Here is a 24,892-nt window from a genome sequence, read left to right on the forward strand (position 1 = left end):
TCTCGTGTTCACTGTTGGCTCAAGTTCAAGTATCCAGCAAGGCGCTCACTTCCGGTGGCAATTGTTTGGGAGAATCGATGGCCACCGTCTTGTGGCGACCCAGTTCCCCCCGCACTATGTTCACCTGCCCCTTGGCCACCCTGAACTGTTTGGCCAGAAACTTGATCAAATGGCTGTTGGCCTGGCCATCCACCGGCGGTGCCGTGATGGCCACTTTCAACTCTTCTCCGTACAGCCCGACGATCTGATCCCGACTCGCCTTGGGCTGGATCACCAGATGCAGTACCAGTTCATCCCCTTGTTGCTGGACGGCTGACATCAAATCATCCACCACAGCTGACCGAACAGGTCACCCAGCAGGTAGTTGATGGCCTGCAGCCCGATGAAGGCGACCAGCACGGAGAGATCCAGCCCGCCCAGGGCCGGCAGCACGCGGCGAATGGGGGCCAGGAAGGGTTCGGTCAGCTGGTGCATCACGTATTCGATAGGGTTGCGACCCTGGCTGACCCAGCTCAGGATGGCACGGATCAGCAGGATCCAGAAGATCATCGAACCCGCCTTCTTCAGCACGGTCAGGGCTGCAAACAGGCTGATGCTGAGCCAGTCGGCCAGCAGCACGTTCATGCTCTTGAGCAGGGCCAGCTTGAGGAAGGCCACCGCCAGTGCCAGCAGCACGGAGGCCATATCGATGCCGCCAAAGCCCGGAATGATGCGACGCAGCGGCACCACCAGCGGGTTGGTCAGCTTGACCACCATCTGGCTCATGGGGTTGTAGAAGTCGGCGCGGGCCCACTGCAGCCAGACCCGCAGCAGCACCACCATCAGGTAGAGATCGAAAACGGTATTAATCAGAAAGTAAGCGGTGTTCATCTGGGCTCCTGTTAGAAAAGGGTTTCCATTTCGGCGGCGCGGGCAACGGCCGCCTGCATGGCTTGAGCAGTCAGCGGCATCAGCCCCTGTTGCTGGAATGTCTTGATGGCCTCGGCCGTGGTGCCGCCCTTGCTGGTCACCTGTTCACGCAGGGTGGCGAGCGCGAGTGTTGGATTTTGTTCCACCATGGCGGCCGCGCCAAGGGCGGTCTGCTGTACCAGCAGACGGGCCTGCTCAGGGCGAAAGCCCATGGCCTCGGCCTCCTCGGCGATGGCCTGCATGAACAGGAAGAAGTAGGCGGGAGCACTGCCCGCGGCGGCGATGACGCCGTTGATGCCGGATTCCTGCTCGACCCAGAGGGTCTTGCCGACGGCCTGCATCATCTGCTCGGCAAAGTCGCGATCCTCCTGGCCAACCGTATCGGGGGCGTAGAGGCCCGTCATGCCGAGCCCCAGCAGGGCAGGGGTGTTGGGCATGGTGCGGATGATGCGTGCATGGCCACCGGCCATCTCGCCAAGGCGCGCCACCTTGATGCCGGCGGCGATGGAGATGAGCAGCTTGCCGGACAAAGATCCCAGCTCACCGACCAGCGCTCCCAGCATGTCGGCCATCAGCTGCGGTTTGACCGCCAGCACGATTACCTCGGCATGGCGGGCGGCTTCGGCGTTGTCCTGGGTGACATGGATGCCGCAGTCGCTGGCCAGGGCCTCCAGCTTGGGTAGACTGGGGTTGGCAGCGGTGATCTTCTCTGCCGGATAACCCGCCTTGACCAGACCGGCAATGATACTGCGGCTCATGTTGCCTGCGCCGATGAAGGCGATGGTTTTATGCTGCATCAAACGCTCCTGTTGATGAGATGGTTGCAAGAGGGGAGGCTGCGGCCCCTTCCTGCCTATGAGTAGTCACGTGCGCCGAAGATGGCGGTGCCGACCCGCACCATGGTGCTGCCGTGGGCGATCGCCAGTTCGAGATCTTCCGTCATCCCCATCGAGAGGGTGTCGACGCTCGGGTATTGTCGCGCAAGTTCGGTGAACAGAGCCTGCATGCGAGTCATCTGGGCGGCCAGCACTGCCTCGTCACTGGTGTGCTCCGGGATGGCCATCAGGCCTCTGAGCACCAGTCGTTCGCATTGGGCAACCCGTTCGGCCAGCTGGAAAATCTCTTGTTCAGACGTTCCGGATTTGCTGCTCTCTCCGCTAATATTGATTTGCAGACAAACATTTAGCGGTGCCATCGTGGCCGGGCGCTGATTGTTAAGACGCTCGATCAGCTTGTCCCTGTCGACACTTTGTACCCAGTCGAACCGTTCGGCTACCAGCCTGGATTTGTTTGATTGCAAAGGGCCGATAAAGTGCCACTCTATGTCGGCATAGCCCTCTTGCTGGCGCAGGGTATCGATCTTGGCCGCCGCTTCCTGGGCGTAGGACTCACCAAAACGGCGTTGACCCGCGGCATGAGCCGCCATGATCGCCTCAATGGGTTTGGTCTTGCTGACGGCAAGCAGGGGAATGCTTTCTGCATTGCGGCCTGCCCGCCCGGCGGCCTGGGCAATGCGCTCCTTTACCTGAAGCAGGTGCTGGGCAATCTGGTTCATATTTCGTAAGTGATCTTGTGATGGGAGAATGACAAATCTATGGATATCACAGAGTTATTGGCTTTCAGTGTAAAGCATAAAGCCTCGGATCTACACCTGTCGGCCGGGGTTCCCCCGATGATCAGGGTTGACGGGGAGGTTCGCAAGATCAATTTGCCCGCCCTGGAGCACAGGGAAGTTCACGCCCTCATCTATGACATCATGAACGACCACCAGCGCAAGGAGCTGGAGGAAAATTTCGAGGTCGACTTCTCGTTCGAGGTGCCCAATCTGGCGCGTTTCCGGGTCAACGCCTTTCAGCAGGCGCGCGGATCCGGTGCCGTGTTTCGTACCATCCCCAGCACGGTACTGAGCCTTGAGGATCTTGATGCCCCCGAGATATTTCGCAAGATTGCCGAATTCCCACGGGGTCTGGTGCTGGTGACAGGCCCGACCGGCTCGGGCAAATCCACCACCCTGGCGGCCATGGTCAACTACATCAATGAGAACTTCCATCACCACATCCTTACCATCGAGGATCCCATCGAATTCGTGCACGAGAACAAGCGCTGTCTGGTCAACCAGCGGGAAGTGCACCGCGATACCAAGAGTTTCAGCGCCGCCCTGCGTTCGGCCCTGCGTGAAGACCCGGACATCATTCTGGTGGGCGAGATGCGGGACCTCGAGACCATCCGACTCGCCATGACCGCGGCCGAGACCGGTCACCTGGTGTTCGGCACCCTGCACACCTCGTCGGCGGCCAAGACCATAGACCGTATCATCGACGTTTTCCCCGGCGCGGAGAAGGACATGGTGCGCTCCATGCTGTCCGAATCCCTGCGGGCTGTCATCTCCCAGACCCTGCTCAAGCGGATCGGCGGCGGCCGGGTGGCGGCCCACGAGATCATGATGGGCATTCCGGCGGTGCGAAACCTCATTCGGGAAGACAAGATCGCCCAGCTTTACTCGGTGATCCAGACCGGGATGACCCACGGTATGCAGACCATGGATCAGAGCCTCAAACAACTGGTCAGCCGGGGTGTGGTGGCGTCCCTCGATGCCAAGGCCAAGGCCGTCGATCCCAACAGCGTATAACAACAACGAATCCAGGGAAGGAGACATCATGAATCTGGATCAGATGCTGGCCGAACTGGTCAGTCGCAAGGGCTCGGATCTGTTTGTAACCGTGGGCTCGCCCCCCACCCTCAAGGTCAATGGTCACCTGGTGGCGTTGGGCAACGAGCCCCTCGACAAGAAGGAGGCGCTGACCCTGGTCAGGGAGACCCTCAGCTCGGACCATTTTGAACGCTACATCCGCACCAAGGAGGCCAACTACGCCATCCATCGCGAGGAGCTGGGCCGTTTTCGGGTCAGCGCCTTCTGGCAGCAGGAATTGCCTGGCATGGTGCTGCGCCGCATCGAGACTCGCATTCCCACCTTCGATGATCTGAGCCTGCCTCCCATATTGCAGGACGTGGCGATGGCCAAGCGGGGGCTGGTGCTGTTCGTCGGGGCCACGGGGGCGGGCAAGTCCACCACCCAAGCGGCCATGATTGGCTATCGCAACCAGCATGCGGATGGGCACATACTGACGGTGGAAGATCCGGTGGAGTTCGTGCACCAGCACGGCCGCAGCCTGGTGACCCAGCGCGAGGTGGGGATAGACACCGAATCGTTCGACGTGGCGCTGAAGAGCTCTCTGCGCCAGGCGCCAGATGTGATCCTGATCGGCGAAATCCGCAGCCAGGAGACCATGGAGTTTGCCCTGCAGTTTGCCGAGACTGGCCACCTCTGTCTGGCGACCCTGCACGCCAACAATGCCAACCAGGCGCTGGATCGTATCCTGCACCTGGTGCCGCAGGAGAAACACCGCCAGTTTCTGTTCGATCTCTCGTTCAACCTGCGTGGCATCGTTGCCCAGCAACTGGTGCCCAGCATCGACGGACGGCGGCGTTTTGCCGCCTTCGAGATCCTGCTCAACACCCCGCTCATCACCGACATCATCCGCAAGGGAGAGATGCACCGGCTCAAGGAAGTGATGACCAAATCCTCAGAGCTTGGCATGCAGACCTTCGATCAGGCGCTGTTTGCCCTGTTCTGTGCCGGCCAGATTGGCTACAGTGAGGCCCTCGCTCATGCCGACTCGGCCAATGACCTGCGACTGCTGATCAAGCTTTCGGGTCATGAACAGCTGGGATCCGGCATGCTGGACAATGTGACGCTAGACGAATAACGGGACCGCCCGGGGCGGGCGGTTCCTCGCCATAGAGGATCCTTATGCTGATTGTGGTATCTCCGGCCAAGACGCTGGATTACGAGTCACCCTTGGTGACGTCCCGTTTCACCCAACCCGAACTGCTGGATCACTCCGCCGAGCTGATCGCCCGGGCCCGTCAGCTGAGCCCGGATCAGATCGCCAGCCTGATGAAGATCAGCGACAAGCTGGCTGGTCTGAATGCCGCCCGTTTTGCCGAGTGGCAGCCGGCATTTACCCCGGACAATGCCCGTCAGGCCCTGCTGGCCTTCAAGGGGGATGTCTACACCGGGCTTGCGGTGGAAGATTTCAGTGACGAGGATTTCGAGTTTGCCCAGCAACATCTGCGCATGCTGTCCGGCCTTTACGGTGTGCTACGCCCGCTCGATCTGATGATGGCCTACCGGCTGGAGATGGGCATTCGCCTCGATAATCCGCGCGGCAAGGATCTCTACCAGTTCTGGGGGGGCATCATCACCGAGCTCCTGAACAAGGCGCTGGCAGCCCAAGGGGATGAGGTGCTGGTGAACCTGGCTTCTGACGAGTATTTCAAATCCGTGCGTCCCAAAGCCCTGAAGGGGCGGATTGTTACTCCGGTATTCAAGGACGAGAAAAACGGTCAGTTCAAGATCATCAGTTTCTACGCCAAAAAGGCGCGGGGCATGATGGCTCGCCATATCATCAAAAACAAACTGACCAGTGTGGAACAGCTGACCGGTTTCAACGCCGATGGCTACTACTTCGTGCCGGAAGAGTCAGATGCCGCCACCCTGATGTTTAAACGTGCAGAAAATTAATTACAAAAAGAGGGAACCAATCTTCCTAGTGATGGGTCTGATTATATGAATCCTCTGTTGTAAGCACTTTTTTATTCGCCGACGTTTGATACGTCGGCTTTTTTATTGTCTATCAATTGCTTTCGGTGAACCCATGTGGTTCAGATAGACTCAAGAAAGGGTGTTGTCGTCACAAGCTGGAGGTGGATGATGGAACAGAAAAATGCCATTCGGCAGGTGGCCGTCCCTTGGGCGCCTTCCCGCCAGCTACCGCCCGGCCTGGTTGTCGCCGAGCTGCATCAGGATCTCTGGAGCGACTCCCTGACCATCATGCTGGGACGGGCTCGCAGCATAGATTTGCCGCCCCAGTTGCTGTGCCGGGTTCACTTTCGTCATATCTACGCCCTGCGGGTGATGGAGGATTGCGATCTGGCTGAGGGGAAGGATAGTCATGTCATCGAGGAGCAGATCCAGATCATCACGCCGTCCCGTTTTGCCAGCTGGTTTCATCAGGAATCCGATGGCCTGCATCTGGACGAGGACTTGCAGCACTACCGCATTTCGACCTGGGACTACTGCGCCGATGTGTTGACCTCCTCCGCGCCCGAACTCTCTTTTCTTGCCCAGAGTGAATGATGGAAGTGTGCTACTAGAGGCGAAGGAGCTCCTTCGCCTCGTTTTTTTTGTGTCGACTGACCCCCAGTAGTGGGGGGGCTTGGCACAAAAAAAGCGCCTCAAAGGAGGCGCGGGGGAAAAAGACAGATTGGAAGCGTCACATGGGTGCTACTTGAATCGACGATGAGCCATGCCAATCAAGTATGGGTTCATATTGCCAGGGGCTATCTGAAGTAGTGCTGAGATGATTCTTCATCCTCTGTTCATATTCTCGGCAACTATTTCCGGCCGCCGTGCCAGTTGCCAGCCAATGCTTTCTGGTATCCTGCCAGCCTGTTTCCATCTTCAGCCCGAGTCTCCATCAGCGCGGTTTTGTCAGGGGAGCAACTCGAATGTTCCCGCCGTCTGTTCCAAAGCCAGTAACCAGCGTTTGATCGGGATGCCGCCGGCATAGCCGGTCAGATCGCCGCTGCGTCCGATCACCCGGTGGCAGGGGACTATGATGCTGAGGGGATTACGGCCATTGGCGGCGCCGACCGCCCGTACCGCCTTGGGATTGCCGATGGCGGTGGCGATATCGAGGTAACTGACGGTGTCGCCATAGGGTATGTCGCACAGTGCCTGCCACACCGTTTGCTGAAACTGTGTCCCCCTGGCTGCGAGTGGCAGATCGAACTGCCGCAGGCGACCTGCAAAGTAGGCGGCAAACTGCTCTTTGTAGGGGGCGAGTGCGGCATCGTCCCGTTGCCACTCTGGCTGTGGCATGACGGGGCGTTCGCCCTGGATGAACTCCACATGGCGCAGGCCATCACCGTCGATGGCGATGAGCAGGGGGCCGCGGGCGCTTTCGCAAAAACTGTATCTCATCTTCTTTCGCTCTTGCAGTGAAGGGGGCATCACTCCAGTACCGGCTTGCCACGGGCAGACTTGATCTCCCCCTTGCGTTTCTTGGCATCGACCCGCTTGCGCTGGGAGCTGCGGGTCGGCTTGGTGGCATGGCGAGTCTTGGGGCGCCAGGCTGCTTTTTTCAGCAGTTCCACCAGGCGGTGCATCGCCTCCTTGCGGTTCATATCCTGGCTGCGATGGGTCTCGACCCTGATCAGGATGAAGCCATCGTGGATCCGGCTGTCACTCAGCTTGTCGAGCCCCTCTATGTAGAGCGGCGGCAGGCTCGGTGAGTGGCGGTAATCGAAGCGCAGCCAGACGGCGGAGTCGGTCTTGTTGACGTGTTGTCCGCCGGCTCCCTGGGCCCGCATGGTCTGGAATTGCAGCTCATGCCAGGGGAGGGTGACGCTATTGGAAATCACTAACATGCTGTGGTGCTCTTGTTTGGTGCAGGCGTGCAGGTCGCTGCACCTTGGTGCCTCATTATGGGGCGCGCAGATCGGTTACGGGGGCGGCTCAGGTCAAGGGGACTGCAATTAGACGCTATCTACATGAGATAACACAGTAAAAATTTTTGGCACAAGAATTGATTGCTGGTTCATGACACACCATGGATTGGGAGCAACCAGATGAAGCTGATTACTGCGATTATCAAACCATTCAAGTTGGACGATGTCCGTGAGGCGATTGCCAACCTGGGGGTGGAAGGGTTGACCGTGTCCGAGGTCAAGGGATTTGGCCGCCAGAAGGGACACACAGAATTATACCGGGGAGCCGAATATCAGGTCGACTTCCTGCCCAAGGTCAAGCTGGAGATCGCGACCGCCGACGACAACGTGGAAGGGGTGATCGAAGCCATCTGCAAGGCGGCTTACACCGGCAAGATCGGTGACGGCAAAATTTTTGTCTACGACCTGCTGCAGGCGGTGCGTATCCGGACCGGCGAAGGGGATGAAGAGGCGCTGTGATACATCCGCTGGGTAGTGAAGGCTGGTCCTTGACCATCAGCGGATGACGTATGGCCTCGTCATGAGGTCGCGCCGACCGCCTGACTCGCTATCAACAATAAGGCCGGATGGCATGCCATCCGGCCTTATTGTCATGCCCGCTCTTCGGTGAGGGGTCTCACGCTCAGCACGGGGGCCGCATCTATTTCATCGGCATTCATCATCGACGAGATGCGCTGCAGGGAGGAGAGCAGCAGAGTCTGCTCCCAGGGCTCCAGTGCCTGAAAACGCTGGATGAAGCACTCCTGAAGCGGTCTGGGGGCCTGGTTCAGCAGGGCCCGACCGGCGTCGGTCAGAGTGGCATGTACCTTGCGCTTGTCAGTTTCGCTGCGAATGCGCTGCACCAGCTGGCGACTCTCCAGCCGATCCATGATGGTGGTGGCTGTCGCCTGGCTCATGTTGGTGTGATTGGCCAGTTGGCGCATGGAGATCTGGCCAAGTTCGTCAATCCCTTTGAGCAACAGCAGTTGTGGTGACGTGAGACCCGCCTCCTTGATCAAGCGCTTGGAGTGCATGTCGATGGCACGAATGATCTGGCGCAGCGCTATCAGCACTTCATCATGTTTTTCCATGGGGAACCGGGTCGTCAGGAGGATTTAAGGGGGCAAATTCTGCTCTTGCCAGAGGAAAACGTCAATATGGTTACGACTCTAATGGTTTATGTTCAAAGTATTTTTGTGTTAGTTTAGCCCCCTCTTTGCAGAATTAGCGCTGACATTTGAGGAGTGAACATGACCAATGAACTGGATATCAAGACCCTGGTAAGCGGGTTGAAAGTGGTGCGTGTACGCTATGAATTGCCCGATACAGCGGCATTTGTACGCTACCAGCCCGCCTACGACGAAGACCCCAACAACCTGAAGGTCCATCACTATGATGGTGAGCTTCCCCTCTCTTGTAGTGAGACAGGTACTTTCAACCTAAAGGAGTTGGTCAACGAGTTGCGCTATGCCTATGTGCTGGTTCATCTCTTCCCCGACGAGAGTGCCATGAACTTCTACCTGACCGGCCTGGATACCGGTCTGGCGCAGCTGGAGTTCATCGGCGGCTCCTATGACTTCAACCGTCTCTGGATCACCAGCGGTATCTCCAACCTAGGCGTGCCCATGGCCATCTTCCTTGGCAAGCGTCATGCAGTGAATGGCCAACCGTCGGTTTCCCTGGTGGATCATCGTGAACAGGTGGCCGGCAAGCTGGTCTATCGCGCCATCGGCGGCGCCGGCGAGCACGTTGGCGAAGACTTTTTCAACCACGACTAAGGAGGCTGGATGCGAGCAAGCAAAGGGCTGTTGAAAGGCCTCAATCCCACCATGGCCATGACGGCACTCACCGTCATCACCCTGTTTCTGTTGTTCGGGGTCTTTGTTCCCGATACGGCCGCAGCCTGGTTTACCGGCGCCAAGGATCAGATCATTGCCGGGTTCAAGTGGTACTACATTCTGGTGGTCGCCCTGTTCCTGTTCTTCGCTGTCTATCTGATGTTCAGCCGTTTTGGCAACATCCGGCTGGGTGACGACGACCAGGTACCGGAGTTCGGCTACTTTGCCTGGTTTTCCATGCTGTTCAGTGCAGGCATGGGGATTGGACTGGTGTTCTGGAGCATCGCCGAGCCCATGTATCACCTGCAGGACAACCCCTTCATCACCGAGGGAATGACTCCCGAGGCGGCTCAGGTTGCCATGCGCCTCACCTTCTTCCACTGGGGCCTGCACCCCTGGGCCATCTATGTGATCGTCGGTCTGTCGCTGGCCTTCTTCAGCTACCGCCGCAAGTTGCCGCTGGCGATCCGTTCCGTGCTCTATCCCATTCTCGGTGATCGCATCTACGGTTTCTGGGGCCATGCCGCCGACGTGCTGGCGGTATTCGGCACAGTGTTCGGGGTGGCGACTTCCCTTGGTCTTGGCGTCTCCCAGATGAATACCGGCCTCAACCAGATGTTCGGGATGGAAGTCTCGCAGGCCAATCAGCTGTGGCTGATCGGCGGCATCAGCCTGGTGGCCACCCTGTCGGCCGTCTCCGGTGTGGGGCGCGGAGTCAAGTTGCTCTCCGAGCTCAACATCTGGCTGAGTGTTTTCATTCTCGGCCTCTTCCTGGTGCTGGGCCCGACCACCTATATTCTCAACGCGTATGTGCAGAATATCGGTGACTACCTGCAGAACATCATTCAGCTGAGCTTCTGGACCAACACCGAAGCCAATGGCACCTCGGCCTGGCAGTCGAGCTGGACCGCCTTCTACTGGGGCTGGTGGATCGCCTGGGCACCGTTTGTCGGCATGTTCATCGCCCGCATCTCCAAGGGCCGAACCATTCGCGAGTTCGTGCTCGGCGTCCTGCTGGTACCCTCCCTGCTCGGCATGCTGTGGCTCACCGTGTTTGGCGGCACCGCCATGAATCTGGAGCTGTTTGGCGATGGTGGCGTGGTGGCGGCCGTCAATCAGGACGTGACCCTGGCGCTCTACAAGACGGTGGATCTGCTGCACTGGGAGACCTTCGGCTGGATTGCCAAGGGGGTGCTGACCCTGCTGATCTGCACCTACTTCATCACCTCCAGTGACTCGGGCACCCTGGTCATCACGACTCTGCTCTCCATCGGGGATCAGGATCCTCCCGTGATGCACCGCGCCATCTGGGGGCTGGGCGAGGGCTTGGTAGCCGCCATCCTGCTGATATCGGGCGGACTGGCTGCCCTGCAGGCGGCCAGCATCATAGCCGCGCTGCCGTTCTCGGTGATCATGCTGGCTATGTGCTATTCGCTGATGCTGGGGCTCAAGCAGGAGAGTCAGCGCCAGTTCGAGTATCGCCAAAACCTCAAGCGCCACGATGGCTCAACCCATATGAGCCTGCTGGACCGGATTGGTCCGGCCTAACGGGCGAATATGACAAAGGGGGCTCAGGCCCCCTTTGCATCGGCAGCGGCCGTACCGACGATGTTTTCCCTGTGGGAATTTACCGTCGGTGCGGCCGCTTTTTATTGGGTGGTTGTGGCCGGGAGCCTTACTCCTCGATAAAGGTCCACTCATCCTTGACCCGGCTGATGGCGTCGGTACGCCGCTTGGCCAGCTGGGCCCTGATCTCCTCTCCCTTGAAGCCTGCCGCGACAATCTCTTTCACCGGCACGGCTTGCGCGGCGGCCAGCGCCTCGGCCACATAATCCGGCTCGGCATAGACCCGTTCCTCGAAGCCGGTGCGACCATGAAAATCGGCGCGGCAGGCATCGAGCAACTGGGCGAAACGCTCCGGTCTGCGCCAGGCGTCGGCCTTGTCGAACACCTTGAGCAAGGTGGCGGGCTTGAGTTCAAACGCGATATGGATGTGGGTGTGCAGATCGCTCACCAGCAGCGCCAGATCCCGGCACTCGTTGGGGACCCGAAAGCGCTGGCAGAAGTCGCGGATGAGGGGTAGCCCCTTCTGGCCATGGCCGTGATGGCTCGGCCAGAACTCCTTGGGCGTCAGCCCCTTGCCAAAGTCGTGGCAGAGGGCGGCGAAGCGTACCGTCAGTTCGGGGGAGAGGCGACAGGCCTGTGCCAGCACCATCATGGTGTGGATGCCGGTGTCGATCTCCGGGTGCCACTTGGCGGGGGCGGGCACCCCGAACAGGGCGTCAAGCTCGGGGAACAGCGCCTTGAGGGCGCCGCACTCGCGCAATACCTCGAAGAACACCTGAGCTGTCGGGCCCAGCAACACCTTCTCCAGCTCCTTCCAGACCCGCTCCGGGGTGAGGTGGGCCAGCTCGCCGGCGGCCGTCATCTCGCTCATCAGAGCCAGGGTCTCGGGGGCAATCACGAATCCCTGGGTGTGGAAGCGGGCGGCAAATCGGGCCACCCGCAGGATGCGCAGGGGATCTTCGGCAAAGGCGGGGGAGACGTGGCGCAGCAGCCTATTTTCCAGATCCCGGATACCGCCGTAGGGATCGTGGAGCTGACCCTCTTCATCTTCAGCGATGGCATTGATGGTGAGATCCCGGCGCAGCAGATCCTGCTCCAGGGTCACATCGGGGGCCGCATGGCAGACGAAGCCGGTGTAGCCCTGGCCCTGCTTGCGCTCGGTCCGGGCCAGAGCGTACTCCTGCTGGGTCTTGGGGTGGAGAAACACGGGGAAGTCGCGACCAACCTGGGTAAACCCCAGCGCCAGCATCTGTTCCACGGTGGCGCCCACCACCAGATGATCCCTGTCGCCCTGCGCCAGTCCCAGCAGCCGATCCCGTACTGCGCCCCCAACCAGATAAGTCTGCAAACCCTGTACCTCTTCAGCAATGATGGGGCCGAGTATATCGTCTTTGCGGCGGCTTTGCTGCCGGGGGCGAGGGAGGGAAAAAATCCCTCTGCGGCGCTTTGACTTCATCTGGGGGAGGCCTTACCCTGCCGCACACATGAGCGCTCGCCATACCCTCCGTCGCCTGTTGCAGGGCATGTCGGTATATGGTGAGCCGAAGGAGCCGGAGAGTTCCTTTTCATATCAGATACATGAGAACAATGTGAACCAATCAACCTTCGCTAGCCGGGTGCTGGACTGGTACCAGCTCCACGGCCGCAAGACCCTGCCCTGGCAGCAGGAGAAGACCCCCTATCGGGTCTGGGTCTCCGAAATCATGCTGCAGCAGACCCAGGTCGCCACTGTGATCCCCTATTACCAGCGCTTTATGGCGCGCTTTCCCGATGTGGTAGCGCTGGCAGATGCCCCCGTAGACGAAGTGCTGCACCACTGGACCGGTCTTGGCTACTACGCCAGGGCCCGCAATCTGCACAAGGCGGCCCAGCAGATCCGCGATCAGCATCAGGGGGTCTTCCCGGAGCAGTTTGACGAGGTGGTGGCCCTGCCGGGCATTGGTCGATCCACCGCTGGCGCCGTGCTCTCCCTCTCCCTCGGGCAGCCCCACGCCATTCTCGATGGCAACGTGAAGCGGGTGCTCACCCGCTGGCTTGCCCTGCCGGGCTGGCCTGGCCAGAAACAGGTGGAAAACGAGCTGTGGGAGATAGCGACCCGCCTCACCCCGAGGTTGGGGGTGGCCCAATACAACCAGGCCATGATGGACATGGGGGCCACCATCTGTACCCGCAGCAAGCCCGCTTGCGAGCGCTGTCCGGTGCGGGATGATTGCCAGGGGCTGTCGCAGGGCAAGCCCACCGACTACCCCAACAGCAAGCCCAAGAAGAGCATTCCGGCGCGCACCGGCATCATGCTGCTGATCCGCCACGGTGATGAGTTGCTGCTGGAAAAACGTCCGCCACAGGGGATCTGGGGCGGACTTTATTGCTTCCCCCAGGTGGCATCGCTGGCCGAGGGCGACGGGGTGTTGCAGGGGCTGGGCCTCAATGGCAGCAGTTATCGGGAGCTGGAGGGTTTTCGCCACACATTCAGCCACTTCCATCTCGATATACAGCCGCTGCTGATAGAGACGGACAAGGCGCCGGCCCTGCGTCTCATGGAAGCGGATAACCGACTCTGGTATAACTTACGCCATCCTGCACAGGTGGGGCTGGCAGCCGCCACGGCCCGCCTGCTCGCCTATCCGGACTTACAACCACAGAGGTCAACATGAGCCGTACCGTATTTTGCCAACGTCTGAAGAAAGAGGCGCCGGGTCTCGATTTCCAACTCTACCCGGGCGAGCTCGGCAAGCGGATTTTCGACAACATCAGCAAGGAAGCCTGGGCCGAATGGCAGAAGAAGCAGGTGATGCTGATCAACGAGAAGAAGCTCAACATGATGAATCTCGAGCATCGCCAGTTGCTGGAGAAAGAAATGGTCAGCTACCTGTTTGACGCGGGTGAAGTCCAGATCGACGGTTATACCCCTCCCAGCCAGTGAGCTGAGAGAGCGTAAAACGGTTATCCCCTCCTGGTACAAGCCAATAAGTGACGGGCGGCCCGGCCGCCCGGTTTGAGGATCCTATGGGCCGAATTCTTTGGCTGCTGTGTGCCTTGCTGTTTCTCTCTGCCTGCTCATCCTCTCCCAAGCCCAGCGGGAGCGACGATGATGATCTGGTCAACGGCAAGGACATTCGCGGTTTTGAACACATGATCAGCGCGCTTTCCCATAACGTGAACGAGATATGGGGGCGGGAGGCGCTGTTTGCGGGCAAGTTTGACTACGTCAAATACACGGATCAGTACAAGAGCCGGGCCCACATCGACTTTTCCACCGGTCACATCATGGTGGAGACGGTCTCCGGGATTGAGCCCCGTGCCCACCTGCGCCGCGCCATCATCGAAACCCTGCTGACGCCGGACGATCCGGCGGAAGTGGATCTCTACTCGGATCGGGAGATCATGCCCGGTGGCGAGCCGTTTCTTTATGGGCAGGTGCTGGACAACCAGGGGCAACCGATCCGCTCCACTTGGCGGGCCGAGCGCTATGCCGACTATCTGCTCAACACGGCGATGAAGAAACGCACTCTGGGGATCCGCAACATCTTCTTCATCGATATCCCCATGGTGGCCAACCATGAGGATAAACGGGGCTACAAGTACGCCAGTATCATCCGGGAGGCATCCCGCAAGTACGGTGTTGCCGAGAGCCTGATCTACGCGGTGATCAAGACGGAGAGCAGCTTCAACCCCTATGCGGTGAGCCATGCCAACGCCTATGGCCTGATGCAGGTGATCCCGGCCACCGCTGGACGCGATGTCTATGTGCGGGTCAAGGGCAAGAGCGGTCAGCCGACTCGGGAAGACCTGTTCAATCCCGCCTACAACATAGATGTGGGTACGGCCTATCTACACCTGCTGCAGACCGTCTATCTGGCGGATATTCAGGATCCCCAGTCCCGTCGCTATGCGGTGATCTCCGCCTACAACGGTGGCGCCGGCGGTGTGCTCAACACCTTCTCCAGCGATCGCAAGGCGGCGCCGGGCCGGATCAACCAACTCTCCCCGGAGGCTGTCTATCAGGTATTGACCGAGCAGCATCCCAAGGCGGAGGCGCGCCGTTACCTCTACAAGGTCAATCAGGCCGAGAAGGGGTTCAAACGCTCCTTTGCCAGGCAGGCGGGATAACCGGCAATAACGACAAAGGGCGCTTGATATCAAGCGCCCTTGTTGGTTCTGACTGGCATGGTGTTGCCATTATTTACCGATGAAGCCACCTTTGGCCTGGGGAGCCGCGCCCACCTTCTCCAATGATTCCACTTCTACCTCGGTTTTGTTCCAGCTGTGGTCCACTTCACCGCGGATACGGATCAGGTCGTCCGGACCCACTTCGACGCCACGCCATACGTCCTGATCCACTTCGACTTCTACCTCGCCACTGGCATCGCGGAACAGGTAGTTTTCGTCGCCCAGGTGTTTGACCAGCTTGCCTTCCAGGGTGGCCCAGCTGTCATCAGCCAAGTCTTTCAGTTGCGCGACGGAAACCTTGTTCTGCTCCTGGGGGCCGGTGTAGGCCGCCATGGCGAAAGAAGAGACAGACATCAGGGCCACCAGTCCGATTACGCTTGCTTTGTTCATTTTTATGCTCCTGTCGTTGGTATGGGGCCATTTTGGCGAGGCAGGCGTGAAACAAGCGTGAAAGAACGGCACTTTTTGCCGACGAATGAGAGCGCAATCGATTTAATCGCACAGCTCGGCGTATTCAATTTCATTTGAATCTGTAATCTGTCGTCTGGTTAGTAAGGGGCTGGTTCGACGCATTCCCGACGTCGTTGCGGCTTGAGGACGAGTTGCAGGCTCTGCCTGCTCAATCAATGAGAATAACAATATGAAAAAATGGCTTGTTTGTTTATTGGGGTTACTGACGCTGACCGCTCAGGCGGTGGAGCGCCCGAGCTTTTCCCGGATCGTGATGTTTGGTGACAGCCTTTCGGACACCGGCAAGATGTACAAGAAGATGAAGGGGTATCTCCCCTCCAGCCCTCCCTATTACGAGGGGCGTTTCAGCAATGGCCCGGTCTGGTTGGAACGGTTGCGTGACGAACACTTCCCCGGGCTTCTGCTGGCTAACGAAGCCGAAGGTGGGGCGACGGCGGTAGCTTACAACAAGCTGGGCTGGCTCAACTTCTGGGCCTGGGATCCCAAGTATCAGGTGATCAACAACCTCGACTACGAGATCGATCAGTTCCTGGCGAAGGACAGCTTGCGTCCCGACGATCTGGTGGTGATCTGGGTGGGGGCCAACGACTATCTGGCCTATGGCTGGAATCAGGAGAAGGATGCCGATCGGGTGATCGAGACCATCCGCCTGGCATCCAACCGACTGGTGCTCAACGGGGCGCAGCAGATCCTGCTGTTCAACATCCCGGATCTGGGCAGAACTCCATCCGCCAACAGCATGAAGGTAGTGGATCAGGTACGCTACGTAGCCAGCTATCACAACCAGCGACTGCTCAATCTCTCGCGCGAGCTGGCCCCCCTTGGCATCGTCAAGATGTTCGAAGTGGACAAGCAGTTTGACGAGATGGTTGGTGATCCCCAGAAATTCGGGCTGAGCGACATCGAGCACGCCTGCTATGGCGGCGGGTATCTATGGAAGCCCTTCTCCGATACGAGCGAGGCGCCAGCCTTGAGCGTCCCAGAGCGTCTGGCGGTAGCCGGCAACCCGATCCTGGCCCAGGCTGTTGTGAGCCCGCAAGCGGCCCGCAGTGCGGCAGCCCGGAACTGCGATGAACACATGTTCTGGGATCAGGTGCACCCGACCGCGACAGTGCACAAGGCGATGGGGGAGCGGGTCGCCGCCTTCATCGAACAGCATTACGAGTTTATTCGTCGCTGATCCGCGATCTGTGAACATCGGTGCGGGGCCAACATCATGTTGGCCCCGCATTTTTATGGCTCCCTTTCCTGTGCCGTTTACATGTCACAACTTTGTCTAAAAATCAGACGCTTGTGCTGTGTTTGTGAACGTTTCTGGGTTATGGTGTTTTTTGTTAATTGGTATCAAGCACTTGAAAATGGACTAACGTTAATATGCTGCGATCGCAGTCGATGTGGTCGTGCCCATAAGATGGGGTGGTATCAAGTAACCCCTCCTACATAAAGTTGCAGAGGCTAAAACATGAAAAAGTCATTGATTACCTTGTTGGTTACCGGCTTGCTCGCGGCCAATGCCCAGGCAGCAGGCCAAGACAACACCTGGTATGGCGGTGCCAAGCTGGGTTGGTCCAACTTCTACGGCATTGATGAAAGCAACAATTTTACCCTTGGCGATGAAACCAACGATGCACTGGGTGCCGGTGCTTTTGCCGGTTATCAGGTCAACCAGAATCTGGGTATCGAGCTGGGTTATGACTACCTGGGCAAATACAAGTATGACGCTACCACAGCCGCCGGGGCTGCCTTTGGCGATAGCGTGAAGTCCCAGTTGGCTCAGCTGACCCTGAAGCTGGGTTTCCCGGTCACCGAGAGCCTGGATCTCTACGGTCGTATCGGTGGTGGTTATGGTTGGGCTGACAGCGAACGTTTCGACAGTGACAGCCGCTTCGTCGTCGTCGGTGCCTTGGGTGCTGAGTACGCCTTCAACCGTGACTGGGCCGCCCGCCTCGAATATCAATACTCAACACCTTATGGCAGCCGTGAAGACACGGGTGTGCGCATGGACAACGGCCTGCTCTCACTGGGTGCCGTTTACCGCTTCGGTCAGGTCGCTCCCGTGGTTGCTGCACCAGCGCCCGAGCCGGCGCCCGAGCCCGTGATGGTCGAGAAGCAGTTCACCCTGAGCTCCGATGTGCTGTTTGACTTCAACAAGGCCACTCTGAAGCCGGAAGCGGGTCAGGCGCTGGACTCCCTCTATAGCCAGATTGAGGAGGCCCGACCCAAGGATGGGGTGGCGACCGTGATCGGTTACACCGACCGTATCGGTTCCGATACCTATAACCAGAAGCTCTCCGAGCAGCGTGCCCAGAGCGTAGCCAACTACCTGGTCGGCAAGGGTATTCCCGCCTCCAAGGTCAATGTGGAAGGTCGTGGCGAGTCCTCACCGGTCACTGGGGACAGCTGCGTCAGCAAGTCCAAGCGCGATCTGATCGTCTGTCTGGCACCGGACCGTCGTGTGGAAGTGAAGGTGGAAGGGGTGGCCGAGGTTCAGGAGTAATTTCCTGATCCTGACCCGAACTAGCGGGGCTGTGCGAGCAGCCTCATATTGAATAGCCAAAAGCCAGTCAATTCAATTGACTGGCTTTTTTGTTGATAGTGACGAGCAGATGGCAAGACATCAGGACGGGAGCGGCATTACCCGGTTGCGGCCCAGATCCTTGGCCTTGTAGAGCATCTTGTCGGTGCGTTCGACCAGGCTGTCGACACCCTCCTGACCATTGTGCTCCGCCACCCCGAATGAGGCGGTGATGTGGTCGATGCGACGGCCAGATTTGCGGTCCAGTACCGACATACGCTCGATGGCGCGCCGGATGCTTTCCGCCATCTGCCTGCTGAGTGCCAGATTGCGATGGGGCACCAGCAGGGCAAACTCCTCGCCGCCGAGGCGATAGGCCGTCACCCCCTCCTTGCAGGCATCGCGTAGCCGCTTGCTGAAAGCCCGCAGCACCTGATCCCCCAGCAAGTGGCCATACTCGTCATTGAAGTTCTTGAACCTGTCGATATCGGCCAGGATCAGCGAGAAGGGGTGCTTGCTGCGAATCAATCCTTCCAGTTCGAAATCGAAGGCGCGCCGGTTGAGCAGATTGGTGAGGGCGTCTTCGTTGGCCAGTTTTCGAGTCTCGTTGAGCGCCTCGCGCAGCTCCTTGATCTCTTTCTCGGCATTGCTGAGCTGGTTGCGAAAGTGCATGGTGGACATGCGCACATCGCGGGATTCGCGCACCAGATCCCGCAGGATCCCCATGGTGTCTTCCAGACTCAGCCCCTCGTCGTCGATCTTGCTCAGCTTGTCGAAGCTCTTGTCGAGCATCTCCTGAAACAGGCCGGTATCAGAAATGGCATCCTGCATCGAGTGGCCCAGCTCGTTGGCCATGGCGGCGAGGCTGAGTTTCATCGCCTCCATCTGCTGTTCATCCTGGGCAGCGAGGTGCTGGTGATAGAGGCGCTCGCAGGTGGTCAGCGAGCAGGTGCCCTGCAGCTTGATGGCCTGATCGATGGCCTGGTTGAGCTCGGGCATGCTGGCCGACACATAGTTGTACCAGAGATGATAATTGTCAGGTGTGGTGGGGATTTGGTACTTGATCATCAGGGGAACCGCCTGTTTGAGATAGGCGGCTGACTGGGCAAAGGTGTCCTTACTCATGAGTTCTGTGTCTCACATACCGGCAAACTGAGGAGAGTATGACAGAGAGAGTGGCCAAAAGGCAGCCGATGGATGCCATTCGCCCCCCCCTCCGATATAATGGCACCGTTACCACCAATCCTAAGGCCTGCTTATGTCTCAAAAAGATCCTTTCCTCGAACGCGAGGCCGAAAAATACGAGAATCCCATCGCCAGCCGAGAGCTGATTCTTGACCTCATCAAGGGCCATGAAAAGCCCATGTCCCGTGAAGAGTTGGCCAAGGTCCTCAAGCTGACCGATGAAGAGCCGTTGGAAGCCTTGCGTCGTCGCCTGCGCGCCATGGAGCGCGACGGGCAACTGGTATTCACCCGCAACCAATGTTACGCCCTGCCGGATCGTCTGAATCTGGTCAAAGGCTATGTGCTCGGCCACAAAGATGGCTTCGGTTTTCTGCGTCCGGAAGGTGGTGGTCCGGATCTGTTTCTGAATAACCGCGAGATGCAGCGCCTGATGCATGGCGATTACGCCCTGGTGCAGCCGACCGAGATCGACCGCAAAGGCCGTCAGGAGGCGCGTCTGGTGCGCCTGCTCAAGGCCCGCGAGGCGGACATCGTCGGCCGTTACTTTGTCGAAAACGGTGTCGGTTTCGTGGTACCCGACGACAGCCGCATCGGCCAAGACATCATCATCCCGGAAGGGGAGAACAAGGGCGCGCGCCAGAGCCAGGTCGTGGTCGTGCGCATCAACCAGCGCGCCACCGCCCGTTTCAACGCAGTCGGTACCGTATTGGAGGTGCTGGGTGAGAACATGGCGCCCGGCATGGAGATCGAGATCGCCCTGCGTACTCACGGCATTCCCCACACCTGGCCAGAGGAGGTGACCAAAGAGGTCGCCGGTCTGGGTGAAGAGGTGCCGGAGAAGGCCAAAGAGGGACGCATCGACCTGCGCGCCCTGCCGCTGGTCACCATCGACGGGGAAGATGCCCGCGACTTCGATGACGCCGTCTTCTGTGAAGCCAAGCGCGGTGGCGGCTGGCGCCTGTGGGTCGCCATCGCCGACGTCTCCGCCTACGTGAAGCCGGGCACGGCCCTCGATACCGAGGCCTACCAGCGCGGCAACTCCGTCTACTTCCCTGAGTTCGTGGTGCCCATGCTGCCGGAGGTGCTCTCTAACGGCCTCTGCTCGCTCAACCCGCAGGTTGACCGCCTCTGCATGGTGTGCGAGATGACCATCTCCGCCGCCGGCCGCATGTCCGGCTACAAGTTCTATGAAGCGGTGATGAACTCCCATGCCCGCATGACCTACACCAAGGTGGCGGCGATCCTGGATGGCGATCCCAAGCTGCGTCAGCAGTACGAGCCGCTGGTGGGCCACATCGAGGAGCTCAACAACCTCTACAAGGCGCTCAAGCATGCCCGCCATCAGCGCGGTGCGGTGGAGTTCGAGAGCGAAGAGACCCGCTTCATCTTCAACGCCCAGCGCAAGATCGACCGCATCGTACCGCTGGTGCGCAACGACGCCCACAAGATCATCGAAGAGTGCATGATCCAGGCGAACGTGGCTGCCGCCCGCTACATCGAGAAGAACGAGGCCGCCGCCCTGTTCCGGGTGCACGACCGCCCGGGTGAAGAGCGCCTCACCGGCTTCCGTGACTTCCTGGCCGAGCTGGGCCTGGAGCTCAAGGGGGGCCTGGAGCCCGAGCCGAAAGATTTCGCCGACCTGGCCGCCAAGTTTGAAGGGCGCCCGGATGCGGAGCTGCTCTCCACCATGTTGCTGCGCTCCATGCGTCAGGCCATCTATCAGGCCGACAACATCGGCCACTTCGGTCTGGCGCTGAAGTCCTATGCTCACTTCACCTCGCCGATCCGTCGCTATCCCGACCTCATCCTGCACCGGGCGATCAAGTATCAGACCGCCAAGGAGCAGCAGGGCAACCTGCGCCACAAGTGGACTCCGAGCGGTGGCTACCACTACCAGCTGGAAGAAGTGGATCCGATGGGCGAGCACTGCTCCATGACCGAGCGCCGCGCCGATGACGCCACTCGCGACGTGGCCGACTGGCTCAAGTGCGAGTACATGCTGGATCACGTGGGTGACGAGTTTGATGGCGTCATCGCCAGCGTCACCGGCTTTGGCTTCTTCGTGCGTCTGGCCGAGATCCACATCGACGGTCTGGTGCACGTCAGCACCCTCACCAACGACTACTACCAGTTCGACCCGCTGCACCAGCAGCTGATCGGCGAGAACTTCCGCCGCCGCTACCGTCTTGGTGACAAGGTGCGGGTCAAGGTGATGGGCGTGAACCTGGACGATCGCAAGATTGACTTCGTGATGGTGGAAGAGCCCCTCAAGATCACCGGCAAGAACGCCAAGCAGGCGGTTCGCAAGATGGCCGAGATCAAGAAGGAGAAGGCCAAGAGCGCCGAGCGCCACGAAAAGCGCAAAGAGAAAGAGGGCAAGGATAGCGGCAAACCTGCCAAGGGCGGCCGTGCCAAACCCAGCAACAGACGACCGGGCAAAAAAGCTCGCGACAAGGCCAAGAGCACTAAATGAGTACTGAACTGATCTACGGCATTCACGCTGTATCCGCGCTGCTGGAGCGCACCCCCGAGCGTTTCATCGAGGTGTGGGCCCTCAAGGGTCGTGACGATGAGCGGCTGCAGCCCCTGCTGGCGGAGCTGGATGCGCTCGGCCTCAAGGTGCAGAGCGTGAACCGCAAGACCCTTGATGACAAGGCAGAGGGCAACAATCACCAGGGCATCATGGCCCGGGTGAAGGAGGCGCCCAAGCTGACCGAACACGATTTGGCCAGCCTGCTGGACGGCTTGGCGGTGCAAGAGACCGCCCCCTTCCTGCTGGTGCTGGACGGGGTGACCGATCCGCACAACCTCGGCGCCTGCCTGCGCAGCGCCGATGCGGCGGGTGTGCACGCGGTCGTAGTGCCGCGCGACAAGGCCACCGGGCTGACCCCGATCGTGCGCAAGGTCGCCTGTGGTGCCGCCGAAGTGGTGCCGCTCATTCAGGTCACCAACCTGGCGCGTAGCCTGCGCGAGCTGCAGGAGCGTGGCGTCTGGCTGGTCGGCACCGCCGGTGAAGCGGATCACGACCTCTATCAGGCCAAGCTGACCGGCCCGATGGCGCTGGTGATGGGGGCCGAAGGCAAGGGCATGCGTCGCCTCACCCGCGAGCACTGCGACGAGCTGGTGAGCATCCCGATGGCGGGGGCGGTATCCAGCCTCAACGTCTCGGTGGCGACCGGCGTCTGCCTGTTCGAAGCCGTGCGTCAGCGCCGTGCCTGACATGATGGACAGACCTCCCTTTCGCCGGGAGCAGGTCATGAATGAGCAGGAGGCCGCGCGCCTCCTCTCTTTTGCCCGCTCGCTGACGCTTGCCCCCAAAAACTACCTCTGGCATGCAGGGGACAACCCGGATCTGCTGGTCAGGGTGGAACAGGGGCTGCTGCGGGCCCGAGTGGTGCTGGCGGATGGCCGCGAGTGCATCAAGGAGTTCTACTGGGAGGGGGACGAGTTTCTCGACTTTCACCACCTGCTGAGCGGTGAGCCGACCCGCTACAGCGTGGAAGCGCTGGAGCCCTGCCGGTTGCAGCTGTTCCAGCTGGCCGATCTGCGCCAGCTCTCCTGCTGGCCAGACTGGTACCGGCATCTGCTGGAGGTGCAATTGCGCATCAAGGAGGAGAAGGAGCTGCTGCTCCTGACCGAAAGTCCCCAGGCACGCTATCAGCACTTTTTGCGCAGTTTTCCCGCGCTGGAGGCCAGGGTGCCGGATCACCTGATCGCCGCCTACCTCGGTATCACCCCCATCAGCCTGAGCCGCATTCGCAAACGGCTGAAAGCACTTAACAAAGGTTAATGCCGGCTGGCTGTGCCCGGATTATGCTGGCCGTTCGAATCGAGATGGAGTTTCTGATGAACTGGATCCTGAAGCCCTGGTCTGAACTGACCACTGATGAGTTGTACGAGTTGCTGGCCCTGCGCGCCGAGGTGTTCGTGGTGGAGCAGACCTGCCCCTTCCAGGATCTGGATGGACTGGATCGCCGCGAGGGAGTGTGGCATCTGCTCGGTTATCGCGGGGATCTGCTGGCCGCCTATGCCCGGATCATGGCGCCCGGGATCGGGGATGACAGCGGCGCCGCCATCGGCCGGGTCGTTACGTCGCCGAGGGCAAGGGGCGATGGCCTCGGCCATCAGCTGATCGGCGAGGCGGTGAAGGCGTGCGAGACGCGCTGGCCAGCCCACAGCATCTGGCTGGGGGCACAGGCCCATCTGCAGGGCTTCTATGGCCAACACGGTTTCGTGGCCGAGGGAGAGGGGTATCTGGAGGACGATATTCCCCATATGGGTATGCGCAAGTCAGTCGCGTAACAGCGCCCTTGTCAGAGAACGCAGAAGGGCCATCCCGCGGGATGGCCCTTCTCTTTTATCTGGCAGCGATCACTTCTTCTTTTTCTTCTTGGCTGCTTTTTTCTTGGCCTCGGCCGGCTTTTTCTTCTTCACCGGCACCCGCGCCTCTTTGTGCTTAGGGCGAAGCTCGTCGATCACCCGACGCTTGAGGCGCTCCTCGGTGTAGCGCTCGATCTTGGCGACCATGGCCATGTCGTGGGCTTCCACCAGGCTGATGGCACAGCCACGGTTGCCGGCGCGACCGGTACGGCCGATGCGGTGAACATAGACATCGGCGCCGTAGGGCATGTCGTAGTTGATGACATGGCTGACGTTTGGCAGGTCGATGCCGCGGGCGGCCACGTCGGTGGCGATGAGGAAGGGCACTTCCCCTTCATGGAACTTGCGGATCGACTCGATGCGCTTGCTCTGCTCCATCTCGCCGCGGATCCAGGCACAGGAGACACCGGCTGCCTGCAGCTGGCCGGAGAGCTCCGCCAGCCGCTCACGAGTCTTGACGAAGATGATGGCCTTCTGGGTTTCCGGGTTTTTCAGGATGTGCACCAGCAGGGCCAGCTTGTGGGCGGCGTCGTCAGCCAGATGGATCCACTGGGTGATGGGGCGACGTTCGCTGCGCGGCGGTTCGGCATGCAGCTCTACCGGATCCTTGAGGATCTCGCTGGCGAACTTCTCAAGGCCAGCCCCTTCCAGGGTGGCGGAGAACAGCATGGTGTGCTTGCGATAGCGAGCCTCTTCCACGATGCGGTTCACATCCTTGATAAAGCCCATGTCCAGCATGCGATCCGCTTCGTCCAGCACCAGTACCTCGATGTCGTGGCTCTCGAACTCCTCTTTCTCGATGTACTCGAGCAGGCGACCCGGGGTGGCGACCACGATGTCGGTGGTCTTGGTCAGGGCCGGCAGCTGCTCTTCATGGCTGACGCCACCGATGATGGTTTCGATGCTGAGGCTGGTGTGGGCCGCCAGCGCCTTGGCGTGGGCGGTCACCTGCAGGGCCAGTTCGCGGGTCGGGGTCAGCACCAGCATGCGGCAGGGGCCCGGCTTGCGGCGCGGGAAGTCCAGCAGGTGCTGGAGCGCCGGCAGCAGGAAGGAAGCCGTCTTGCCGGTACCGGTTGGTGCGGATGCCAGAATATCGCGGCCGTCCAGGGCTGGCTCCAGCACCATCTGCTGGATGGTGGTGGGGCGGGTGAATCCCATCTCGGCCAAGGCCCGGTTGAGGGCGGGATGCAGGTCGAAATCATCAAAGGACTGGCTCATGGCAATACTCGGTCATTTAAGGAAACGACAGATTATAGGCGATTATCTCGTCGGCTCCTATGGCGAGAGTGGGTTAGCCGCTATAATC

General features: G+C 59.8%; 27 protein-coding genes. 16 read left to right on the forward strand and 11 right to left on the reverse strand.

Features of this window, described 5'->3' with window-relative positions:
* Positions 1 to 25: 25 nt before the first annotated feature.
* From yggU to ACB034_RS14595, 4 genes are read right to left on the reverse strand one after another with little or no spacing between them, the layout of a single operon-like run.
* Positions 26 to 319, reverse strand: coding sequence for a DUF167 family protein YggU (gene yggU / locus ACB034_RS14580; RefSeq protein ID WP_371173122.1), 294 nt, complete (start codon positions 317 to 319; stop codon positions 26 to 28).
* Positions 319 to 870: a YggT family protein gene (locus tag ACB034_RS14585; RefSeq protein WP_026457844.1), complete on the reverse strand. Its 552-nt coding sequence runs from the start codon at positions 868 to 870 to the stop codon at positions 319 to 321. Before ACB034_RS14585 ends, yggU begins: the two co-directional genes overlap by 1 nt.
* Positions 871 to 881: 11 nt before the next feature.
* Positions 882 to 1,706 carry a pyrroline-5-carboxylate reductase gene (gene proC, locus ACB034_RS14590; protein ID WP_371173123.1) on the reverse strand — a complete coding sequence of 275 codons (825 nt, stop codon included), beginning with the start codon at positions 1,704 to 1,706 and terminating at the stop codon, positions 882 to 884.
* Between the two features lie 56 nt (positions 1,707 to 1,762).
* Positions 1,763 to 2,464 (reverse strand): YggS family pyridoxal phosphate-dependent enzyme, encoded by a 702-nt coding sequence (locus tag ACB034_RS14595; RefSeq protein WP_342010898.1) that lies wholly within the window; start codon positions 2,462 to 2,464, stop codon positions 1,763 to 1,765.
* A gap of 39 nt (positions 2,465 to 2,503) precedes the next feature.
* Here ACB034_RS14595 and tapT point away from each other — a divergent pair, with 39 nt between their 5' ends.
* The 4 genes from tapT to ACB034_RS14615 all read left to right on the forward strand — a co-directional run bounded on the left by tapT (position 2,504) and on the right by ACB034_RS14615 (position 6,109).
* Positions 2,504 to 3,538, forward strand: coding sequence for a type IVa pilus ATPase TapT (gene tapT, locus ACB034_RS14600; protein WP_026457847.1), 1,035 nt, complete (start codon positions 2,504 to 2,506; stop codon positions 3,536 to 3,538).
* A 28-nt stretch (positions 3,539 to 3,566) separates the two neighbouring features.
* Entirely contained in the window at positions 3,567 to 4,676 is a 1,110-nt protein-coding gene (tapU, locus tag ACB034_RS14605; RefSeq protein ID WP_042026652.1) for a type IVa pilus ATPase TapU, read from the forward strand.
* 44 nt (positions 4,677 to 4,720) lie between these two features.
* A complete protein-coding gene (gene yaaA, locus ACB034_RS14610; RefSeq protein ID WP_371173124.1) occupies positions 4,721 to 5,494 on the forward strand; it encodes a peroxide stress protein YaaA in 774 nt (257 codons plus the stop codon).
* Between the two features lie 189 nt (positions 5,495 to 5,683).
* A complete protein-coding gene (locus ACB034_RS14615; protein ID WP_371173153.1) occupies positions 5,684 to 6,109 on the forward strand; it encodes a hypothetical protein in 426 nt (141 codons plus the stop codon).
* Positions 6,110 to 6,463: 354 nt separating this feature from the next.
* On the opposite strand, the gene ACB034_RS14620 is transcribed toward ACB034_RS14615, so the two are convergent.
* Entirely contained in the window at positions 6,464 to 6,955 is a 492-nt protein-coding gene (locus tag ACB034_RS14620) for a methylated-DNA--[protein]-cysteine S-methyltransferase (protein WP_371173125.1), read from the reverse strand.
* A 29-nt stretch (positions 6,956 to 6,984) separates the two neighbouring features.
* On the reverse strand, positions 6,985 to 7,401 hold the full coding sequence (gene arfB, locus ACB034_RS14625; RefSeq protein WP_026456194.1) for an alternative ribosome rescue aminoacyl-tRNA hydrolase ArfB: 417 nt from the start codon (positions 7,399 to 7,401) through the stop codon (positions 6,985 to 6,987).
* A 201-nt stretch (positions 7,402 to 7,602) separates the two neighbouring features.
* On the opposite strand from arfB, the gene glnK reads away from it, so the two are divergent.
* Positions 7,603 to 7,941 (forward strand): P-II family nitrogen regulator, encoded by a 339-nt coding sequence (gene glnK / locus ACB034_RS14630; protein ID WP_026456195.1) that lies wholly within the window; start codon positions 7,603 to 7,605, stop codon positions 7,939 to 7,941.
* 131 nt (positions 7,942 to 8,072) lie between these two features.
* On the opposite strand, the gene ACB034_RS14635 is transcribed toward glnK, so the two are convergent.
* The gene (locus tag ACB034_RS14635) at positions 8,073 to 8,552 is read right to left on the reverse strand and encodes a MarR family winged helix-turn-helix transcriptional regulator (RefSeq protein WP_224210987.1); all 480 of its coding nucleotides are present in this window, start codon (positions 8,550 to 8,552) and stop codon (positions 8,073 to 8,075) included.
* A gap of 159 nt (positions 8,553 to 8,711) precedes the next feature.
* On the opposite strand from ACB034_RS14635, the gene ACB034_RS14640 reads away from it, so the two are divergent.
* Together ACB034_RS14640 and ACB034_RS14645 are read left to right on the forward strand one after the other, a co-directional pair.
* A complete protein-coding gene (locus ACB034_RS14640; protein ID WP_124238822.1) occupies positions 8,712 to 9,239 on the forward strand; it encodes a hypothetical protein in 528 nt (175 codons plus the stop codon).
* A gap of 9 nt (positions 9,240 to 9,248) precedes the next feature.
* Entirely contained in the window at positions 9,249 to 10,847 is a 1,599-nt protein-coding gene (locus tag ACB034_RS14645) for a BCCT family transporter (protein WP_371173126.1), read from the forward strand.
* Between the two features lie 127 nt (positions 10,848 to 10,974).
* Here ACB034_RS14645 and ACB034_RS14650 read toward each other — a convergent pair whose 3' ends face one another.
* Positions 10,975 to 12,213, reverse strand: a complete 1,239-nt coding sequence (locus ACB034_RS14650) for a multifunctional CCA addition/repair protein (RefSeq protein WP_371173127.1) — start codon at positions 12,211 to 12,213, stop codon at positions 10,975 to 10,977.
* A gap of 241 nt (positions 12,214 to 12,454) precedes the next feature.
* Here ACB034_RS14650 and mutY point away from each other — a divergent pair, with 241 nt between their 5' ends.
* The 3 genes from mutY (at position 12,455) to mltC (ending at position 14,975) form a co-directional block, all read left to right on the forward strand.
* Entirely contained in the window at positions 12,455 to 13,519 is a 1,065-nt protein-coding gene (mutY, locus tag ACB034_RS14655; RefSeq protein WP_371173128.1) for an A/G-specific adenine glycosylase, read from the forward strand.
* Entirely contained in the window at positions 13,516 to 13,788 is a 273-nt protein-coding gene (locus ACB034_RS14660; RefSeq protein WP_042026645.1) for an oxidative damage protection protein, read from the forward strand. The genes mutY and ACB034_RS14660 overlap by 4 nt, the downstream gene beginning before the upstream one ends.
* Positions 13,789 to 13,871: 83 nt before the next feature.
* Positions 13,872 to 14,975, forward strand: a complete 1,104-nt coding sequence (gene mltC, locus ACB034_RS14665) for a membrane-bound lytic murein transglycosylase MltC (protein ID WP_026456201.1) — start codon at positions 13,872 to 13,874, stop codon at positions 14,973 to 14,975.
* Positions 14,976 to 15,044: 69 nt separating this feature from the next.
* Here mltC and ACB034_RS14670 read toward each other — a convergent pair whose 3' ends face one another.
* Positions 15,045 to 15,425 carry a YgiW/YdeI family stress tolerance OB fold protein gene (locus ACB034_RS14670; protein WP_042070422.1) on the reverse strand — a complete coding sequence of 127 codons (381 nt, stop codon included), beginning with the start codon at positions 15,423 to 15,425 and terminating at the stop codon, positions 15,045 to 15,047.
* Between the two features lie 250 nt (positions 15,426 to 15,675).
* Here ACB034_RS14670 and ACB034_RS14675 point away from each other — a divergent pair, with 250 nt between their 5' ends.
* Entirely contained in the window at positions 15,676 to 16,686 is a 1,011-nt protein-coding gene (locus ACB034_RS14675) for an SGNH/GDSL hydrolase family protein (RefSeq protein WP_371173129.1), read from the forward strand.
* Between the two features lie 282 nt (positions 16,687 to 16,968).
* Positions 16,969 to 18,003 (forward strand): porin OmpA, encoded by a 1,035-nt coding sequence (ompA, locus tag ACB034_RS14680; RefSeq protein WP_371173130.1) that lies wholly within the window; start codon positions 16,969 to 16,971, stop codon positions 18,001 to 18,003.
* A gap of 120 nt (positions 18,004 to 18,123) precedes the next feature.
* Here the strand turns inward: ompA and ACB034_RS14685 are convergent, their stop codons facing one another.
* Positions 18,124 to 19,146 (reverse strand): GGDEF domain-containing protein, encoded by a 1,023-nt coding sequence (locus ACB034_RS14685; RefSeq protein WP_042026641.1) that lies wholly within the window; start codon positions 19,144 to 19,146, stop codon positions 18,124 to 18,126.
* A gap of 133 nt (positions 19,147 to 19,279) precedes the next feature.
* Here ACB034_RS14685 and rnr point away from each other — a divergent pair, with 133 nt between their 5' ends.
* Genes rnr through ACB034_RS14705 form a run of 4 tightly spaced genes read left to right on the forward strand, consistent with a single transcriptional unit; the run spans position 19,280 to position 23,508 of the window.
* Positions 19,280 to 21,679, forward strand: coding sequence for a ribonuclease R (rnr, locus tag ACB034_RS14690; RefSeq protein ID WP_371173131.1), 2,400 nt, complete (start codon positions 19,280 to 19,282; stop codon positions 21,677 to 21,679).
* Complete coding sequence (rlmB, locus tag ACB034_RS14695; protein WP_371173132.1) at positions 21,676 to 22,425, forward strand: 23S rRNA (guanosine(2251)-2'-O)-methyltransferase RlmB; 750 nt, start codon at positions 21,676 to 21,678, stop codon at positions 22,423 to 22,425. The genes rnr and rlmB overlap by 4 nt, the downstream gene beginning before the upstream one ends.
* A gap of 4 nt (positions 22,426 to 22,429) precedes the next feature.
* Positions 22,430 to 22,996: a Crp/Fnr family transcriptional regulator gene (locus tag ACB034_RS14700; protein ID WP_371173154.1), complete on the forward strand. Its 567-nt coding sequence runs from the start codon at positions 22,430 to 22,432 to the stop codon at positions 22,994 to 22,996.
* Between the two features lie 56 nt (positions 22,997 to 23,052).
* Positions 23,053 to 23,508, forward strand: coding sequence for a GNAT family N-acetyltransferase (locus tag ACB034_RS14705; protein ID WP_201981034.1), 456 nt, complete (start codon positions 23,053 to 23,055; stop codon positions 23,506 to 23,508).
* A 69-nt stretch (positions 23,509 to 23,577) separates the two neighbouring features.
* Here the strand turns inward: ACB034_RS14705 and srmB are convergent, their stop codons facing one another.
* On the reverse strand, positions 23,578 to 24,804 hold the full coding sequence (srmB, locus tag ACB034_RS14710; protein ID WP_371173133.1) for an ATP-dependent RNA helicase SrmB: 1,227 nt from the start codon (positions 24,802 to 24,804) through the stop codon (positions 23,578 to 23,580).
* Between the last annotated feature and the right edge of the window lie 88 nt (positions 24,805 to 24,892).

The sequence above is a fragment of the Aeromonas sp. S18(2024) genome (assembly GCF_041402525.1).
GTDB lineage: Bacteria > Pseudomonadota > Gammaproteobacteria > Enterobacterales > Aeromonadaceae > Aeromonas > Aeromonas enteropelogenes.